This window comes from Bradyrhizobium sp. UFLA05-89 (genome assembly GCF_059803475.1).
Genome location: NZ_JBANBA010000041.1, coordinates 14,698 through 33,470, shown reverse-complemented (window position 1 = coordinate 33,470; position 18,773 = coordinate 14,698). Strand labels below are relative to the sequence as shown.

The window sequence follows — 18,773 nt, the reverse complement described above, 5'->3', positions numbered from 1 at the left end:
TCACTGCGACCGCTGCACGGCGGGCTTCTCGCTGCGGGTCCTGGCAGCGGACAAATTATGGGCCGTGTTGATCAGCGCGATATGGGTCAGCGCCTGCGGAAAATTGCCGGTCTGACGCCGCGCCACTGAATCGTATTCCTCGGCCAGCAGCCCGACATCATTGGCGATGCCGACCACGCGATCGAACAACACCTGCGCCTTGTCGAGGTCGCCGGCAAGCACATGAGCATCCGCCAGCCACAGGCTGCAGGCGAGGAACGCCCCTTCGATCGGCTGCGTCTCCTCGGACACCTCACGCGGATCATGCCGCAGCACGAAGCCGTCGCGCATCAAGTGCTGTTCGACCGCCGCGATTGTGCCGCGCACGCGCGGGTCGTTTGCCGGAAGAAAGCCGACCGCGGGCAGCAACAGTACGCTGGCATCCAGGACCTTCGAGCGATAGGACTCGACGAAAGCGTTGGCCTCTGCATCGAAGCCTCTCTCACAGACGTCGCGTTGGATGGCATCGCGCAAGGTACGCCAATGCAGCAGCGGCGCCTTGAAGCCGAAGGTCTCGGCGCTCTTGATACCGCGGTCGAAGGCAACCCAGGTCATCACCTTCGAGAAGACATAGTGCTTGGCCTGGCCGCGGCGCTCCCAGATGCCGTTGTCGGGCTGATCCCAGACCTCGGCGAGGTGTTTCAGCACGGCACATTCCAACGCCCAACTCTCGTCGTCGAGCTTCAGTTTCGCCATGCGCGACTGGTGGAACGCGTCGATCAGCTCGCCATAGACGTCGAGCTGCAATTGCGCGTGGGCGGCATTGCCGACGCGAACCGGCTTCGCGCCCTCATAGCCGTCGAGCCATTCGGCCTCCCATTCGAGCAGCCGCCGCTGGCCCCAGATTCCGTACATGATCTGCATGCGGTCCGGCGCGCCGGCGGCCGCGCGCAGCAGCCAACTATGCCAAGCCGATGCCTCCTCGGTATAGCCGGAGTTCATCAGCGCGAGCAGCGTGAAGGTGGCATCGCGCAGCCAGCAGAAGCGGTAGTCCCAGTTTCTGGCGCCGCCGAGCTTCTCGGGCAGCGAGGTGGTTGGCGCTGCGACGATGCCGCCGGTCGGGGCAAAGGTCAGGGCCTTCAACGTGATCAGCGAGCGTATGATTAGATCGTGATATTCGCCGTCGCGATTTGATCGGCTGCACCAGTCCTTCCAGAAGGCTTCCGTCTCCGCGAATGCGCGTTCGGGGTCAATTGCCTCGGGCGGATCAAGATGCGACGGGCCATAGGTCAGCACGAAGGGGATGGTCTCGCCGCCGGCGACCTCGAACTCGGCGACGGTGGTCAGATCCTCGCCGCGGGTTTCGACGGGTGTGCGGAGCACCGTCATGTCCTGGCCGCAGATCGCAAGCACGGCGGAGCGATCCTCGGTTCGCCTGACCCAGGGAATGTCGACGCCGAAGCCGAAGCGGATGATGAGCTCCATCCTGAGCTTGACGCGGCCCTTCAGGCCGCGCACCAGCCGCACGATGTCGGACGCCTTGCCGCGCGGCGGCATGAAATCGATCAAGGCGACGGAACCGCCGTCCGTCTCGAAACGGGTCTCGAGGATCAGCGTGTTGGCGAGATAACGGCGGGAGCAAGCCGTGACCGCTTCGCTCGGCGCAATCTGCCAGCGGCCGTTCCTTCTGGTGCCGAGGATTGCTGCAAAGCAGGCGTCGGAATCGAAGGCCGGCCAGCACAGCCAGTCGATCGAGCCGTCGCGGCCGACGAGGGCCGCGGTCTCGCAATCTCCGATCAGCGCATAGTCTTCGATCTTCTGTGACAATTCCTTGTAACCCACCTGAAATTGTCGTGGCTGGACTCCAAAGCGCGATCATCGCGCTTTAGGTTATTGTTTGAGCATGATCTTTTCGGAAAACTGCTTCACACTTTTCCGGATCATACGCTAACTGTGCGAGCGCTCCCGCGTTGCTGCTTTCAGTGCGGCGCGATCGATGCTCGACGCGATCTTGTCAAGCGCGACCGGCAGCCGCTGGCGCCAGTTGGGGTGCTCGTCGATCGTGCCGGGGATGTTCGGCTGGTCGACCACGCCCAGGAGATCCTCGAGCGACACCGCCAGAAGGCGGGAGGGCGTCCGGGACAGGAAGGCCAGCACCGAATAGAGATCATTGGCCTGAATGGAATTGAAGCGCAGGATCTCGTCGAGCATGCCGAGGGCGTACCAGCGTGCCTCCTCGTTCTCGCCGGGATCGAGCCCGAGCGAGAGCTTCATCTTGAGATCGCTGAACGAGCGCCAGCCGGCATAGGTACACAGATCATGCGTGTTCAACGTGACGAGCGCGTTGGACCGGTAATGATCGAGATTGCGGAAACGCCCGGCGTCATCTCGCTCGAACATCATCACGAGATAGGACCAGATGCCCCAATCCTGCATGGTCTCGCGAAATCCTTCCGGCACCGTGCCGAGGTCCTCGCCGATCACGATACATTTGTGAGCGGCGCTCTCACGCGCAACTGCCGCCAGCAGCGCCTCGAACGGCATCTGCACATAGGCGCCATTGTCCGGCCTGAAGCCGCGCGGCACGAGGTAGAGCCGTTTCAGCCCGAGCACGTGATCGAGCCTGATCGCGCCGGCATGGCGCATCGAGGCGGCCAGCATGTCAGCGAACGGCACGAACGATTGCGCCTCCAGGCCACCGGCATTGAAGCCGGCGAGGCCCCAATCCTGGCCCACCGTGTTCAGTACATCGGGCGGTGCACCGACCGCGAGATGGCGGGAGATCGCGCCCTGCTCGTTCCAGGCATCGAATCCGTCGGACTGCACGCCGACGGCAACATCGAGGTAGAGCCCGACCTTCATGCCGAGCCGGCCCGCGAGCTCCTTGGCCGCAGCCAACTGCAGATCGGCCGTCCATTGCACGAACTCGACGAACTCGATCTCGTCGTGATCGGGGCCTGCGCGCAGCTCCGTGCATTTCGTCTCGTCCGGCCGCTGCCACTCTGACGGCCATTCCCACCACGGTCGTCCCTTGTAGCGATGGCGCAGCACCTCGAAACAGGCAAAGCGCGACAACAGCGGACCCCGCTCGAGGCGGAAGGCATCGAATGCCTCTCGGCGCCCGAGGCCGGCCTCGGCCTTGAACGCATCGAACGCGGCGCGCAGGCCGCGCCATTTCAGAGGCCCCGCCTCGCGATATCGGACGCGGTCGCCTTCGCGCAGGGATGCCGCGGTCGCGCCCGCCTCCGGCAGCAGGTGGAGCGCAAACTCCGGAATCTTCTCGACGTCGACGTAGAGCGGATTGAGAAACAGCCGGCTGTTCGGCGAATAGGGGCTACAGTCGGACGGCCGGTCGTCGAACAGCACATGCAGCGGGTTGAGGCCGACGCCATCTGCGCCGAGCTCCTTGGCAAGCACAACGAGAGCGGCAAGGTCCGTGAAATCGCCGATACCCCAGTTGCGCGCGGAACGGACGCTGTAGAGCTGCACCGCGAGCAGCCAGCCGCGGTCGAAATCGCCGGTGAAAGCGCGCTCGGGCGCCACGATCAGTGGCGCCTCTTCTACTGCCCCGGACGCATCGACGAGTTTCAGCCGGTGGTAGCCCGACGGCAGGTTGTCGGGCCAGACAATGGCGCGCTCGCGCGCCTCGCCCTGCGCGACTGGCACGGTGCCGTTGGCAATGGACCAACGCAGCGGAAGCTTGGCAGCCTCGCTGAGGTCGGTGCGTGGCTGTCTGCCGGTGCGGACCACGACAGCACCGCTGACGAAGCGGTAGGCGCGCTTCTCCGGCAGAGCCTTGAGGATCGATGTGAGGGCATCGGGCGCGGTGACCCGCAGCTTGCCCAGGGCATCGACGAATTCGGACTGGACGCCCTTGGTTCTGGCTTCAGCTAAAAGATCCATTCGGCACGCAGTTTGCAGGCCACCATGAGACGGCGGCATTCATTTTTATGAGGCGGAGGAATAGGATAGTCGAGACTAACGCGTTGACTGCGGCTATCGTTCCTGGCGGGAACTAATGACACACAAGAGGCTTTCTATATAGGTACCAAGCGTCGGTTCCCGACAAGGGACACGAGACGCTGCTTTGTTGTCAATGGCATCACCGTGAACAAGACAATTCAAACTGTCGAGAGTGTCGCAGCCGGCGGCGCTTTCCTTATTGAAGGCGTCTATCCGCTAGTCGATGGCGGACGCTTCCCCGTCAAGCGCGTCGCGGGCGAGCGCGTCGATGTCTGGGCGGACATCTACCGCGGCGGCCACGACGCGGTCGGCGCCGCGCTGCTCTGGCGCCGCGAGCAGGATCGGGAATGGCAGCGCACGCCGATGCTCCATCACGGCAATGACCGCTGGGTCGCCGCGTTCATCCCGCCCGAGCCGGGCCAATATGTCTACGCCGTCGAGGCCTGGACCGACGAATTCGCGACCTGGCGTCACGGACTGGCGCTCAGGCAGCGATCAGGAGCCGATGTCACGCTCGATGCGATCGAGGGCGCCGCCCTTCTGACCAAGGCCCATGGCGCAGACGATGACGCCGCGGCCATCATCCTGCGACAATGCGAGGATTTCCTGGAAACCGGCGAGGTCACCCCGCTGATGGCGGATGAGCTGAGAGATGCCATGGCCGACAGCCAGTTGCAGCTCGACCTCACCCGCTCGCCCCTCTTCCCGCTGGTCGTCGACCGCGAGGAGGCACGCTTCAGCACCTGGTACCAGATGATGCCGCGCAGCCAGGGCAAGGTGGCGGGCCAGCACGGCACGCTCAGGGATTGCATCGCGCGTGTCCCCGATATCGCCGCGATGGGTTTCGACGTGCTCTATTTCACGCCGATCCACCCGATCGGCCGCACCCGCCGCAAGGGCCGCAACAATTCCCCGGTCGCCGTCACAGGCGATCCGGGCTGCCCCTACGCCATCGGCGCGTCCGAGGGCGGTCACGATGCACTGCATCCGGAGCTCGGCACGATCGAGGATTTCCGAGCGCTGGTTGCGACCTGCCTGGAATACGGCGTCGAGCTCGCGCTCGATTTCGCGGTTCAGTGTTCGCCGGATCATCCCTGGCTGACGCAGCGTCCGGAATGGTTCAAATGGCGGCCGGACGGCTCGATGCGGACGGCTGACTATTCTGACATCGTCGTGCCCGATTTCTCCTGTCTGACCCGAAGCGAATTGTGGAACGCCTTCCGTGACGTCATGCTGTTCTGGATCGACCATGGCGTGACTATCTTTGCGATCGACAATCACGACAGCGCGCCCTTCAGTTTCTGGGAGTGGTTGATTTGCGACGTCCGCCGCCGGCATCCCGAGGTGATCCTGTTCTCCAAGACCTACACCCGGCCGAAACTGATGAAGGGCCTCGCCAAGCTCGGCTTCGCTCAGTCCTTCAGCTATTTTCCGTGGCGAACGCAAAAATGGGAGCTGGAGCAATATTTGGTTGAAATGACCGGCTATCCCGAGCGCGACTTCTATCGCCCCAATTTGTTCGTCAACACACCCGACGTCTTGCCGTATCACCTCCAGAATAGCGAGCCCTGGATGTTCAAGTCGCGTGTCGCGCTGGCGGCCATGTTGTCGGGCAGTTACGGCATCTATAGCGGCTTCGAGTTGCTCGAACACCAGGCCGTTCCCGGGCTGGATGAATATCTCGACTCAGAAAAATACGAGATCCGGGTTCGCGACTGGGACAAGCCCGGCAACATCAAGCCCTACATCGCCGTGCTCAATCGCATCCGCCGCGACAACGATGCGCTGCAACAGGCGTCGAATTTGCGCTTTCTCGGCATCGACGATGGCGACGTGATCGCCTTCGTCAAGGAGTCGATCGACAGGACGAACACCGTTCTCGTCGCCATCGCGCTGTCGCCCGACGTACGGGAGATCTGGCTCCCGCTTGGCGACGTCATGGCCAGCGTGAACGGGGAACGTCGCCACATCGCGCGCGTTGAGAACCTTCTCACCGGCGAGCAGTCCGTAATCGAATGGGGCGGAATCCGGCTGCGCATCGATCCCGATCGCGATCCGGCGCTCTTGTTCCGCTGCCTGGCGTGAGGATCGCGGCATGAACGTTCTTCCCTCCGTTGACGAGAAGAAGGTCGAAGCTGCCGAGGTCGTGGACGAGCTCTGGTACAAGGACGCGATCGTCTACCAGCTCCACGTCAAGGCGTTTGCCGACAGCAATCATGATGGCATTGGCGACTTCGCCGGGCTGACCGAAAGACTGCCCTATTTGCAGGATCTCGGCGTCACCACGCTGTGGCTATTGCCGTTCTATCCTTCGCCCGGCCGCGACGATGGCTACGACATCGCCGATTACGGCTCGGTCAATCCCGATTTCGGGACGATGAAGGATTTCAAACGCTTCATCCAGGAGGCACAGCGGCGCGGCTTGCGGGTGATCACCGAGCTCGTCGTCAACCACACCTCCGATCAGCACAGATGGTTCAAGCGCGCGCGACGGAGCCCGGCGGGCTCGAGCGCCCGTAACTGGTATGTCTGGAGCGACACCGATCAGAAATATCAGGGTACGCGGATCATCTTCACGGACACGGAGAAGTCGAACTGGACCTGGGATCCGGAGGCCGGCGCGTTCTACTGGCACCGTTTCTTCTCGCACCAGCCTGATCTCAATTTCGATAATCCGCGGGTGGTCAGTGCCATCATCCAGGTGATGAAGCGCTGGCTCGACGCCGGCGTCGACGGATTCCGGTTGGACGCGATCCCCTATCTTTGCGAGCGCGAGGGCACCTCGAACGAGAACCTTCCCGAGACGCATGCCATCATCAAGCGCCTGCGCCAGGAGCTCGACGCCTACTCCAAGGGCAAGCTGCTGCTGGCCGAGGCCAATCAATGGCCGGAGGACGTGCAGGAATATTTCGGCCGCGGCGACGAATGCCATATGGCCTATCATTTCCCGCTGATGCCGCGCATCTACATGGCGATCGCCCAGGAAGACCGCTTTCCGATCACCGACATCCTGCGCCAGACGCCGGACATTCCGCAGAGCTGCCAATGGGCACTGTTCCTGCGCAACCATGACGAACTGACGCTGGAGATGGTCACCGACGTCGAGCGCGACTATCTGTGGTCGACCTATGCCAACGATCCGCGGGCCCGCATCAATCTCGGCATCCGCCGGCGGCTAGCGCCGCTGATGGACAACGACCGGCGCAAGATCGAGCTGATGAACTCGCTGCTGCTGTCGTTCCCGGGCACGCCAATCATCTACTACGGCGACGAGATCGGCATGGGCGACAATATCTATCTCGGCGACCGCAACGGCGTGCGCACGCCGATGCAGTGGAGCCCGGACCGCAATGGCGGCTTCTCGCGCTGCGACCCGGCCCGCCTCTATGCGCCGCTGATCATGGACCCCGTCTATGGCTATGAAGCGGTCAATGTGGAGGCGCAGTCGCGCAGCCTGTCCTCGCTGCTCAGCGCCACCAAGCGCCTGATCTCGGTGCGCAAGTCGACGCTCGCCTTCGGCCGCGGCACCATGACCTTCATACGCCCGGCCAATCGTTCCGTGCTGGCCTATGTCCGGCAATATCGCGACGAGGTCATCCTGTGCGTCGCCAACCTCTCGCGCGCGGCACAGGCGACCGAGCTCGATCTGTCGCCGTGGAAGGACCGGGTCCCGCAGGAGATGCTGGGCCGCACGCGCTTTCCTGCGATCGGCGAGCTGCCCTACATGATCACGCTGGGGCCGTACGGCTACTATTGGTTCCAGCTACGGGAGCGCGACAAGTCCGAGCCGGTGACGCCGCGCGCGGTGCCCGAATTCGAGACGCTGGTGGTGCCGGTCAACTCGACCTGGGTCTCCCTTGCGCGCGAGCGCGGCGTCTTCGAGCGCGACGTGCTGCCGGGATTTTTGTCGCGGACCCGCTGGTATCCGGAGCGCAATCCCAAGCAGATCCGGCCGACCCTGACTTCTGCGGTCCCGTTCTGCGACATTGGCGACAACCGGCCCTGGCTCGCATTCTTCGAGGCGACGCAGCGCGGCGTCACGTCGCGCTATGTGATGCCGATGCAGATCGAATGGGTTCGCTTCGACCGCGAACGCTTCAACCCGAGGGCACTGGCCGCGGTGCGCCAGGGCGCGCGGGAGGGAACGCTGCTCGACGTCGCGACCGACCAGATCTTCATCGGCCTGTTCCTGCGCAATCTCAGCCAGTCCCTGATCGTCGAGGAAAACAATATGCGGCTGGACTTCAGGCCGACCAGCCGCTTCGGCGCGGGCACCATCAAGCAGCCGGAGCAGATCCGTGCCATCGAGCAGGCCAACAGCACCGCGCTGGTCGACAATCAGTATGTCACCAAGATCTATCGCCGGCTCGAAGCCGGCACCAACCCCGAGATCGAGCTCGGCTATTACCTCACCGAGGTCGCTCAGTTCGCCAATACGCCCGCGCTGCTTGGCAGCGCCGAGCTGGTGGAGGATAGCGGGCGGAGCGCCGTCGCCGTCGTGCATGCCTATGTCGCGAACCAGGGTGACGGCTGGGCGGTGACGTCGGGCTATCTCGACCGCTACATCGACGAGCAGCGTCTGCTCGCCGCAAGCGAAGCGCCGCGCGAGAACCAGGACCAGGTGCCCTATCTGCATTATCTCGCCCAGACCGGTCGGCGGCTGGCTGAGCTGCATATCGCGCTCGCCCGGGCCGAGGGCGCCGATCTCGCGCCCGAGCCGGTCACGTCTGCGCACGTCGCCCAATGGACCACGGATCTCCTCAAGCGCGCCGAACGTACCTTTGAAACGCTGGCCCAAAGCCGCAACGGCTTGCGGGAGGCAGATCGCCCGCTGGTCGACCAGCTCCTGGACCGGCGCCCGGCCCTTTCCGACGTGCTCACGAAGCTATTGCCATCCGACATCGGCGGGTTGAACATCCGTCATCATGGCGACTTCCGCCTCGGGCAGATTCTGATCGTGAAGGACGACATCTTCATCATCGACTTCGATGGCAACCTCCATCTGCCGCTGGCGGAGCGGCGGCGCAAGGCACCCGCGGCGCGCGACGTCGCGAGCCTCGTCTGCTCGATCGACCTGGCCGTGATCGCAGCGGTCGACCGCGCGCTCAAGGGCGCGCCGGACGAACAGGGACGGCTCGCGACCGCGCTCGGCGAATGGCGCGAGCGCGCCACGGCGACGTTCCTCACCGCCTATCGCGAGGCCATGACCGACCGGCGCCTGCGGACAAATCATCCACATTCGGCGGATGGCCTGTTAAGATTTTTCCTGCTTGATAGAGCGTTCGATGAGGTGGAGTACGAACTGTCCCACCGGCCGGAGGCGCTCAGTGCGCCGCTGACCGGGCTGCTTCGCATTCTGTCCAATGCGGAGAGCGAAGCACATGCCTAAATTGTCCGCCGAGGCCTATGCGATCATCGAGGGCCGCCACTCCGATCCCTTCCATTATCTCGGGCTCCATCCCGAAGGCGGCAAAAGCGTGGTGCGCGCTTTCCTGCCCGAGGCCTCCAATGTCGAGGCCGTCGGCGAGCATGGCGAGGTGGCGAAACTCGATCGCATTCACGAGTCCGGCCTGTTCGCAGGCGCGCTGCCCAATGGTGCCAAGCGCTACCAGTTGCGCGCGACGTTCGGCGGCAATGTCGTCGAGCTCGAAGATCCCTATCGCTTTCCGCCGATCCTGACCGATTTCGATCTCTATCTGCTCGGCGAAGGCACGCATCAGCGGCTCTATGACAAGCTCGGCGCACATCCGATGACGCTCGACGGGGTCGATGGTGTCGGCTTCGTCGTGCTGGCGCCAAATGCACGGCGGGTCAGCGTGGTCGGCGATTTCAATTTCTGGGACGCGCGACGCCACCCGATGCGCGTGCGCGGTGTCGGTTATTGGGAGCTGTTCATCCCGCACGCAAAGGCCGGCGATCACTACAAGTTCGACATGGTCGGACCGCACGGCCACAATCTGCCGCTGAAGTCCGATCCGCTGGCGTTTGCCGCAGAGCTGCGGCCGAAGACGGCGTCGATCGTGTTCGACGAAGCGCACCTGCCGCGCCCGCGGCCGGCGCCCGACGGCATCAACGCGCTCTCGGCGCCGATGTCGATCTACGAGGTGCATCTCGGCTCCTGGCGACGCAAGGGCGACAACGAATGGCTGACCTATCACGAGCTCGCCGAGCAGCTTCCGGCCTATGCGCGCGACATGGGCTTCACCCATCTCGAATTCCTGCCGGTCAGCGAGCATCCCTTTGACGGTTCCTGGGGCTACCAGCCGACAGGCCTCTATGCGCCGACCAGTCGCTTCGGGCCGCCGGACGATTTCGCCGCGCTGGTCGATGCCTGCCATCGCGAAGGCATCGGAGTGCTGCTCGACTGGGTGCCCGGACACTTCCCCGATGATCCGCACGGGCTCGGCCACTTCGACGGCACCGCGCTCTACGAGCATGCCAATCCCTTACAGGGTCGCCATCTCGACTGGGGCACGCTGATCTACAACTACGGCCGCACCGAAGTGACGAATTTCCTGGTGTCGAACGCGCTGTTCTGGCTGGAGCGCTACGCCATCGACGGACTGCGCGTCGACGCCGTCGCCTCCATGCTCTATCTCGATTATAGCCGCCCTGCGGGCGCGTGGGTTCCGAACCAGTATGGCGGGCGGGAGAACATCGAGGCGATCGCGTTCCTGCGGCGCTTCAATACGGAAGTGTTCGCGCGCTTTCCGCAAGCCACGACCGCCGCGGAGGAATCCACCGCCTGGCCGCAGGTTTCCCGGCCCGTCGAATATGGCGGCCTCGGCTTCGGCTACAAGTGGAACATGGGCTGGATGCACGACACGCTGAACTACATCAGCAAGGATCCGATCCACCGCAAGCACCATCACGGCGAGATCCTGTTCGGCCTGCACTACGCCTTCTCGGAAAACTTCATCCTGCCGCTGTCGCACGACGAGGTCGTGCACGGCAAGCGCTCGATTCTCGGCCGCATGCCGGGCGACGAATGGCAGCGCTTCGCGAACTTGCGCGCCTATTACAGCTTCATGTTCGGCCATCCCGGCAAGAAGCTGCTGTTCATGGGCGGCGAGTTTGCGCAGGGGAAGGAATGGAATCACGACCAGTCGCTCGACTGGCATCTGCTCGAATACAAGAACCATTCCGGCATCCAGTCGCTGGTTCGCGACCTCAATCGGCTTTATCGCGCCGTGCCTGCGCTGCATCAGATGGATTGCGATCAGGCCGGCTTCGAGTGGCTGATCACCGATGATGCCAACCGCAATGTGTTCGCCTGGCTGCGCAAGGGGTTCGACGCCCGTGCGCGCTGTCTCGTGATCGTGAATTTCTCGCCGAACGTCTATCGCAATTATCGCGTCCGGGTGCCGCTCGCCGGCAAATGGCACGAGGTCTTCAATTCCGACTCCGCTCACTATGGCGGCAGCAACGTCGGGAACGTCGGAGAGGTGCTGGCGGTTGACGCCAAGACGCCGGAGCTGCGCCTGACCATTCCGCCGCTAGCCGCGATCTTCCTCGTTCCGGAAAGCTGACGCATGCGACTGACCGCCGGAACGCCCGCACGCCTCGGTGCAAGCTGGGACGGACGCGGCACCAACTTCGCGCTGTTCTCCGCCAACGCGCAGAAGGTCGAGCTGTGCCTGTTCGACAGCCAGGGACGGCGCGAGCTCGAGCGCATCGAATTGCCCGAGCGCACCGAGGACGTCTGGCACGGCTATCTCAACGACGTCTCGCCAGGCCAGCTTTACGGCTACCGCGTGCATGGCCCCTACGAGCCCGAGCACGGCCACCGTTTCAATCCCAACAAGCTGCTGCTCGACCCCTACGCCAAGCGGCTCGCCGGACGCCTGGTGTGGAGCGATGCGCATTTCGCCTATCGCACCGGCAGCCCGCGCGAGGATTTGTCCTTCGACCGGCGCGACAATGCGCGCGGCATGATCAAGGCCGTGGTCGTCGACGAGACCTTCAACTGGGGCCGGCGCGAAATCCGCCCGAACATCCCCTGGGACGAGACGATCATCTACGAGGCCCACGTCAAGGGGCTGACGCAAAGGCGCGATGACGTGCCGCCGAACCTGCGCGGCACGTTTGGCGGACTGTCCTCACCGGCCATGATCGAGCACCTGAAACGATTGGGTGTCACCACCGTCGAATTGCTGCCGATCCACGGCTTCATCGACGACCGCGTGCTGGTGGAGAAGAAGCTCGCCAACTACTGGGGCTACAACACACTTGCCTTCTTCGCGCCCGAGCCGCGCTACGCGCAGGACAATCCGCTGGATTCCTTCCGCACCACCGTAGCGCGCCTGCACGACGCCGGGATCGAGGTGATGCTCGACGTCGTCTATAACCACACTGCCGAAGGCAACCATCTCGGCCCGACGCTTTCCTTCCGCGGCATCGACAACGCCTCCTATTACTGGCTGAACCGCGAGAACCCGCGCTACTACGACGATTTCACCGGCTGCGGCTCATCAGTCAACCTCACCCATCCGCGCGTGCTCCAGATGGTGACGGATTCGCTGCGCTATTGGGTCGAGGTCTGCCATGTCGACGGCTTCCGTTTCGATCTCGCCACCACGCTCGCACGCGGACCGAACGGGTTTGACCGCGGCAGCTCGTTTCTGACCGCGGTCCGCCAGGATCCGGTGCTCCAGGGCGTAAAGCTCGTCGCCGAGCCCTGGGACCTCGGCCTCGGCGGCTATCAGGTCGGCGCGTTTCCCTCGCAATGGTCGGAGTGGAACGACCGCTACCGCAGCGCCATGCGTCGTTACTGGAGCGGCGAAGGCAGCCTGATCGGCGACATCTCGAGCCGCATGACGGCATCATCCGACCTGTTCCACCATGACGGCCGCAAGCTGCGCGCCAGCATCAACCACATCACGGTGCACGACGGCTTCACCCTCGCCGACCTCTTCAGCTACAACCAGAAGCACAACGAAGCCAATGGCGAGGACAATCGCGACGGCTCCAACGACAACCACAGCAACAATTGCGGTGTCGAGGGCCCGACCGACGATCCGCAAATCCTGTCGCTGCGCCGCCAGCTCCGCAAGAACGTGCTCGCCTGCCTGATGCTTGCACAGGGCACGCCGCTGCTGCTTGCCGGCGATGAGGTCGGCAACACCCAATCTGGCAACAACAATGCCTATTGCCAGGACAATGAGGTGGGCTGGGTGCTCTGGGACAATCTCGGCAAGGACGGTGAGGACATGGTTGAGTTCGTCAACCAGCTCGCCGAGATCCGCCGTCGCTTCTCGCAGCTCCGCAGCCAGCGCTGGCTCGACGGCCGCCGCGCCGACGGCTCCTATGGCGTCTTGTGGCTGACGCCGGCAGCCGAGGAGATGAAGGAGGGCGACTGGAATTTCCCAGAAGGGAGATTTCTCGCCTACGTGCTCGGCCCGCTGGAACCCAGCGTGCCCGCGATCTTTATTGTCCTGAACGCCGCACCGGAAGAGATCGGATTCAAATTGCCCAAGATGGCCGACTACAAGAGCTGGCAGCAGATCCTGAATACGACCGATGCCAAGTTGAACACTGTCGATTTCCTGCCCGGCACCGACAGCAAGGCGCCGCCGCGCTCGGTGCTCGCCTTTGCAGGCGCGCTATGAGGCCATCCTTCGGCGCCAAGGCGAGCAAGGAGGGCGTATCGTTCCGGCTCTGGGCGCCCGGTGCAAGGCACGTCGACCTCGTGCTCGACAAGCGCCATGCGATGCGGCGCGGCGAGGACGGCTGGTACGTGGCCGACATTCCCGGGCTGACGGCGGGAACCCGTTATCGGTTCAGAATCGACGACGAACTCGACGTACCGGACCCGGCTTCCGCCTTCCAGCCGGAGGATGTGTTCGGGCCGAGCGAAGTGATCGACCACGACAGTTTCGAGTGGCGCGCCAGAGATTGGCGCGGCCGTCCGTGGCATGAGACGGTGCTGCTGGAATCCCATGTCGGCACCTTCACGCCGCAAGGAAACTATCGCGCCATGATCGGCAAGCTTGATCACCTCGTCGCGACGGGGATCACCGCGCTGGAGTTGATGCCGCTGGCGGACTTCGCCGGCAAGCGCGGCTGGGGCTATGACGGCGTGCTGTGGTATGCGCCCGACAGCGCCTATGGCCGGCCCGAAGACTTGAAGACGCTGATCGACGAAGCGCACCTGCGCGGTCTGATGGTCTTTCTCGACGTCGTCTACAACCACTTCGGCCCCGAGGGAAACTATCTTGGCCGTTATGCGCCGAACTTCTTCACCGATGCGCATACGCCGTGGGGCAGCGCTATCGATTATCGTGTGCCGCAGGTCCGCGCCTTCGCGGTCGAGAACGCGCTTTGCTGGCTCAGCGACTACCGCTTCGATGGCCTGAGGCTGGACGCCGCCAATCACATCATGGCGATCCCGGGCGAGCAGTCGGTGCTGCACGATCTCAGCATTGCAGCGGGCCAGCTTGCGGCGGCGACCGGGCGGCACATTCATCTCGTGCTGGAGAATGGCGACAATCGCGCGAGCTTGCTCGATCCCACCGAGGAGCCGCCAAATGGAAAATATCGCGGCCAGTGGAACGACGACTATCATCACGTCTGGCACGTGATGCTGACGCGCGAATCCTCTGGCTATTATGGCGATTATCAGCGCTCGCCGCGCGGCGACCTCGCCCGCGCGCTGGCGTCGGGCTTCGTCTATCAGGGCGAGGTCTCAGCGTTCTGGGGCAACAAGCCGCGGGGCGAGCCGAGCCGCCAGCTTCCCCCGGACACTTTCGTCAATTTCCTGCAGAACCACGATCAGATCGGCAACCGGCCATTTGGCGATCGGCTGGAGAGCATCGCGAACCCCCGAGCGATCGAGGCGGCCCTCGCCGTTACCCTGCTCGCGCCAATGGTGCCGATGCTGTTCATGGGCGAGGAGTGGGGATCGACGAAGCCGTTCCCGTTCTTCTGCGATTTCCACGGCGATCTCGCCGATGCCGTTCGCAACGGACGGCGCCAGGAATATGCCTGGGCTTACGAGAAATATGGCGACGAAGTGCCCGATCCGCTCGATCCGGCGACGCCGCAATCCGCCGTGCTCGACTGGGACTCGCGTATCCCGGAGCACGACGCGCGGCTGTCGCTGGTGCGCGAGCTCCTGCGCATTCGCCGCACCGAAATCATGCCACGGCTTTCCGGCGCGGCCTTTGGCGACGCCAAAGTTGAGGAGAGCGGCCTCTTGACCGCGCATTGGCGCTTGGGGGACGGCGCGACTCTGCGCCTGACCGCCAATCTGTCGGATCGCGATGTCACCTCACCAAACATGACTGGCACGCCAATATGGGGTGACGATGCCGGTGATCGACTTCCGCCCTGGTTCGTGGTCTGGCGCCTTGTGAGGTGAACATGCCTCGTGCCGTTCCGCTCGCCACCTATCGCCTGCAATTCACGGCCGAATTCAACTTCGACGACGCCGCCCGGGTCGTACCCTATCTCAAGGCTCTCGGCATCACGCATGTCTACGCCTCGCCGCTGATGAAGGCGCGCAAGGGCTCGACCCACGGCTACGACATCGTCGACCACAGCCAGTTCAATCCCGAGCTCGGCGGAGAGGCCGGCTTTACCCGTTTCAGCGACACCCTAAAGCAGCATGACCTTGACCTGATCATCGACTTCGTCCCGAATCATGTCGGCGTCCACTTCGCGGATAACCCGTACTGGCTCGACGTGCTGGAATGGGGACAGGCGTCGCCGCACGCGGCCTCCTTCGACATCGACTGGGACCAGTTGCCTTATCGCGCCCGCGGCGGCGTGCTGCTGCCGATCCTCGGCTCGGCCTATGGCGAGGCGCTGGAGCGTGGCGAGATCGAGCTGCGCTTTGATGCAGGCGAAGGCAGCTTTTCGGCGTGGTACTTCGAGCATCGCCTGCCGATCGCGCCGGAGCGCTATGGCGAAGTCCTGCGGATGATCGTGAAGGAGGCGGATGCCGCCGGCAGCGAGGCTGGAAAGCGTCTGCTTGAGCTCGCCGAACGCTACAAGGGACTGCGCCATCCAAACCGCGATGAGGCACCGGCCTTCAGGCTCGAACTGAGGGCGATCACCGGTGCGCCCGAAATCATGGAGCGAGGCCTTGCCGCCTATCGTTCGGCCAAGGACCGCCCGACACAAACGCTTGCCTTGCATCATCTGCTCGAACGCCAGCACTACAAGCTCGGCCATTGGCGGCTCGCCTCCAGCGATATCAACTATCGCCGTTTCTTCGACGTCAACGGTCTCGCCGGGCTGCGGGTCGAGGACGCGAGCACATTTGCTGCCACGCACCGGCTGGTCAAGCAGCTGGTCGCGGACGGCAGGCTGCAGGGTATCCGGCTCGATCATATCGACGGCTTGCGCGATCCCGCACAATATTGCCAGCGGCTCCGCCGGATCGTCCGCGACGCGCAAGGCCCCGCAAAGCCGTTCTACACCGTGATCGAAAAGATCCTGTGCGAGCACGAACGGCTGCCGCGCTTCGCCGGCGTTCACGGCACGACCGGCTATGAATGGATGAACGTCATCACCCAGGTACTGGTCGATGCCAAGGGGCTCGACGCGCTCGACGAAACCTGGCGCCAGATCAGCAACCGCTCGCCGCGGCTTGCACCTTATCTGATGGAAGCCAAGCGACGCGTGCTGGATACGCTTCTCACGAGCGAATTCACCGTGCTGACGCGCCTGCTCGCCCGCATCGCCAACGGGCACTACTCGACGCGCGACTTTTCCGCCGACAGCCTGCGGCAGGCGCTCGAGCTCTACGTGCTGCATTTCCCGGTCTACCGCACCTACATCACGACGAGCGGATCGACGGCGCACGACCGCAGGCTGATCGAAGAGGCCATCGGGCGCGCTCGCGCGGAATGGTTTGCGGCTGACGACGGCATTTTCGACTTCCTGCGCGATGCCCTGACCATGGATCTGCTCAAGCCAGATCGGCCGCCGCACAGTACCCCGCGCGTGCGACGCTTTGCGCTGAAGGTGCAGCAATTCACCGGGCCGATGCTGGCGAAGTCGCTGGAGGATACGACCTTCTATCGCTATCACCGCCTGCTCGCGCTGAACGAAGTCGGCGGCGATCCCGCCGCAAAGGCTCTCGCATTACCCGCCCTCCATGAGACCATGAAGGCACGCGCCAGGGATTGGCCGCATGGCATGACGGCCACGGCCACGCATGACACCAAGCGCGGCGAGGATGCGCGGGCCCGGCTCGCCGCGCTCAGCGAAATCCCGGGTGAATGGACCAGCGCGGTAGCACGCTGGAAGGTGCTGAACGTGCCTCACATAACAACGCATGGCGAGATGCGCGCGCCGTCGGCGACGTTCGAATACATGCTCTACCAGACGCTGCTCGGCGCATGGATGTCCGGGCCGCCTGACGCGGGCTTCATCGACCGCATCCAGGCCTACGCGCTCAAAGCGGCCCGCGAAGGCAAGGAGGAGACGAGCTGGCTCAATCCGAACGAGGCCTATGAGGGAGGCGTACAGAACTTCATTGCGAGGATTCTCGATCCCACCGTTTCCGCCGAATTCCTGGAGGCGCTTCAAACGCTGGGGCGACGCCTCGCCCTGCTCGGTGCACTGAATTCGCTGAGCCAGCTCACGCTGAAGGTAACGCTCCCTGGCGTGCCGGATTTTTATCAAGGCACCGAATTCTGGGATCTGTCGCTGGTCGATCCGGACAATCGCCGTCCGGTTGATTTTGTCCAGCGACAAGTTGCGCTCGACGCGCTGGACCGCCCCGACTGGAACGGTCTTGCCCGGAACTGGTCGGACGGTCGACTGAAGCTCGCCTGGACGCGGCAACTCCTGAAGCTGCGCTCCGAGCTTGCCGACGTCTTTACCCGTGGCGACTACCAGCCTCTGGTGGTGAGCGGACCGCACGCCGACCATGTCATCGCTTTCGCGCGGCGCCACGGACGCGACGCAGCGATCGTCCTGGTCGGGCGAGCCTTTGCACCGTTCACGCAAGGTGGCCGCGAATGGCCGTCATTCGAAGCGCTCGATGCGATTATTGACGCGAAGGGCTATGCGATCGCCGGTCACGAGGGTCATGATCTGCGGCTCTCACAGGCCTTTGGCTCGTTTCCGGCAACCGTCCTGAAGGCTCGCATTGCGCGTGCCGCAAGAGCCGCGCGGCAACCCGCGCCCGCCTGACGCCAAGACTCTACTTGCCATCGCCCTTTGCCAGCAACAATTGCCCACGCTTGCGGATCGTGGCTTGCGCCAGTTCGGCGAAGCGCTGCAACAGCCAGGGCAGCATCACCTCGACCCGCACCTGATCCTCTCCGACATCGACCAAACCGGTCGCGACCTGCCCGAGCGCGCGGATGCGAAAATTCATGCGGTCGCCCTCCCAGCGCTCCTCCTCGACCTGCATCACCGGAATGCTCGCTGCGGCGCGGCCAAGCCCGGATTTCAAACGACGCGCGGCCTCCTCGCGACCGAGACGGTGCGGGATCGAAACGACGAGCGGTGCTGACATGACATTGTCCTCTGCCGACTGATGTAAATCAGGCCGCGTTCGAACACAAAGGTTCCCCTGCTTGACGCCTTCTTATCATGATCCGAGCGAGGAACTTTCGCTACGACGGCAAGTTGCCCCGACGAAAATTGGTCAAGACAACGACCCTTCTTTGCGAGGGCTGGAGGAGATTTGCATGTCCATCGGTACAATCATTCTGATCATTTTGGTCATCGCGCTGCTCGGCGGCTTCAGTGGCATCGGCGGCGGTCCGTTCTACGGCACCGGCTACTACGGTGGCGGCGGACTGGGGCTGATCATCGTCATTCTGCTGATCTTGCTGCTGATGGGACGGATCTAGCTTTGATCGCCGACATCG

The 18,773-nt window shown here is 63.7% G+C and carries 10 protein-coding genes; 7 read left to right on the top strand and 3 right to left on the bottom strand.

What is annotated here, in order from left to right:
• Entirely contained in the window at positions 1-1,806 is a 1,806-nt protein-coding gene (locus tag SO139_RS21795; protein WP_449381111.1) for a glycoside hydrolase family 15 protein, read from the bottom strand.
• Positions 1,807-1,926: 120 nt separating this feature from the next.
• A complete protein-coding gene (gene malQ, locus SO139_RS21790; RefSeq protein WP_449381080.1) occupies positions 1,927-3,882 on the bottom strand; it encodes a 4-alpha-glucanotransferase in 1,956 nt (651 codons plus the stop codon).
• Between the two features lie 204 nt (positions 3,883-4,086).
• Here malQ and SO139_RS21785 point away from each other — a divergent pair, with 204 nt between their 5' ends.
• Genes SO139_RS21785 through treY form a run of 6 tightly spaced genes read left to right on the top strand, consistent with a single transcriptional unit; the run spans position 4,087 to position 18,087 of the window.
• A complete protein-coding gene (locus SO139_RS21785; protein WP_498540558.1) occupies positions 4,087-6,027 on the top strand; it encodes a maltotransferase domain-containing protein in 1,941 nt (646 codons plus the stop codon).
• Between the two features lie 10 nt (positions 6,028-6,037).
• The gene (gene treS, locus SO139_RS21780) at positions 6,038-9,331 is read left to right on the top strand and encodes a maltose alpha-D-glucosyltransferase (protein ID WP_449381082.1); all 3,294 of its coding nucleotides are present in this window, start codon (positions 6,038-6,040) and stop codon (positions 9,329-9,331) included.
• Complete coding sequence (glgB, locus tag SO139_RS21775; protein ID WP_449381083.1) at positions 9,324-11,471, top strand: 1,4-alpha-glucan branching protein GlgB; 2,148 nt, start codon at positions 9,324-9,326, stop codon at positions 11,469-11,471. Before treS ends, glgB begins: the two co-directional genes overlap by 8 nt.
• A 3-nt stretch (positions 11,472-11,474) precedes the next feature.
• On the top strand, positions 11,475-13,550 hold the full coding sequence (glgX, locus tag SO139_RS21770; protein ID WP_449381084.1) for a glycogen debranching protein GlgX: 2,076 nt from the start codon (positions 11,475-11,477) through the stop codon (positions 13,548-13,550).
• Positions 13,547-15,301 (top strand): malto-oligosyltrehalose trehalohydrolase, encoded by a 1,755-nt coding sequence (gene treZ / locus SO139_RS21765; protein WP_449381085.1) that lies wholly within the window; start codon positions 13,547-13,549, stop codon positions 15,299-15,301. Before glgX ends, treZ begins: the two co-directional genes overlap by 4 nt.
• Positions 15,302-15,303: 2 nt before the next feature.
• Entirely contained in the window at positions 15,304-18,087 is a 2,784-nt protein-coding gene (gene treY / locus SO139_RS21760) for a malto-oligosyltrehalose synthase (RefSeq protein ID WP_449381086.1), read from the top strand.
• Positions 18,088-18,097: 10 nt separating this feature from the next.
• Here treY and SO139_RS21755 read toward each other — a convergent pair whose 3' ends face one another.
• Positions 18,098-18,415 carry a polyhydroxyalkanoic acid system family protein gene (locus SO139_RS21755; protein WP_449381087.1) on the bottom strand — a complete coding sequence of 106 codons (318 nt, stop codon included), beginning with the start codon at positions 18,413-18,415 and terminating at the stop codon, positions 18,098-18,100.
• 175 nt (positions 18,416-18,590) lie between these two features.
• Between SO139_RS21755 and SO139_RS21750 the strand changes: the two genes are divergently transcribed.
• Positions 18,591-18,755 (top strand): DUF3309 family protein, encoded by a 165-nt coding sequence (locus SO139_RS21750; protein WP_211384334.1) that lies wholly within the window; start codon positions 18,591-18,593, stop codon positions 18,753-18,755.
• Positions 18,756-18,773: the final 18 nt, after the last annotated feature.

What these genes read in the sequence shown, in the direction of transcription:
- malQ (WP_449381080.1), bottom strand. Translation starts at nt 3,882, where the DNA reads ATGGATCTTTTAGCTGAAGCCAGAACCAAGGGCGTCCAGTCCGAATTC.
- treS (WP_449381082.1), top strand. Translation starts at nt 6,038, where the DNA reads ATGAACGTTCTTCCCTCCGTTGACGAGAAGAAGGTCGAAGCTGCCGAG.
- glgB (WP_449381083.1), top strand. Translation starts at nt 9,324, where the DNA reads ATGCCTAAATTGTCCGCCGAGGCCTATGCGATCATCGAGGGCCGCCAC.
- glgX (WP_449381084.1), top strand. Translation starts at nt 11,475, where the DNA reads ATGCGACTGACCGCCGGAACGCCCGCACGCCTCGGTGCAAGCTGGGAC.
- treZ (WP_449381085.1), top strand. Translation starts at nt 13,547, where the DNA reads ATGAGGCCATCCTTCGGCGCCAAGGCGAGCAAGGAGGGCGTATCGTTC.
- treY (WP_449381086.1), top strand. Translation starts at nt 15,304, where the DNA reads ATGCCTCGTGCCGTTCCGCTCGCCACCTATCGCCTGCAATTCACGGCC.
- SO139_RS21755 (WP_449381087.1), bottom strand. Translation starts at nt 18,415, where the DNA reads ATGTCAGCACCGCTCGTCGTTTCGATCCCGCACCGTCTCGGTCGCGAG.
- SO139_RS21750 (WP_211384334.1), top strand. Translation starts at nt 18,591, where the DNA reads ATGTCCATCGGTACAATCATTCTGATCATTTTGGTCATCGCGCTGCTC.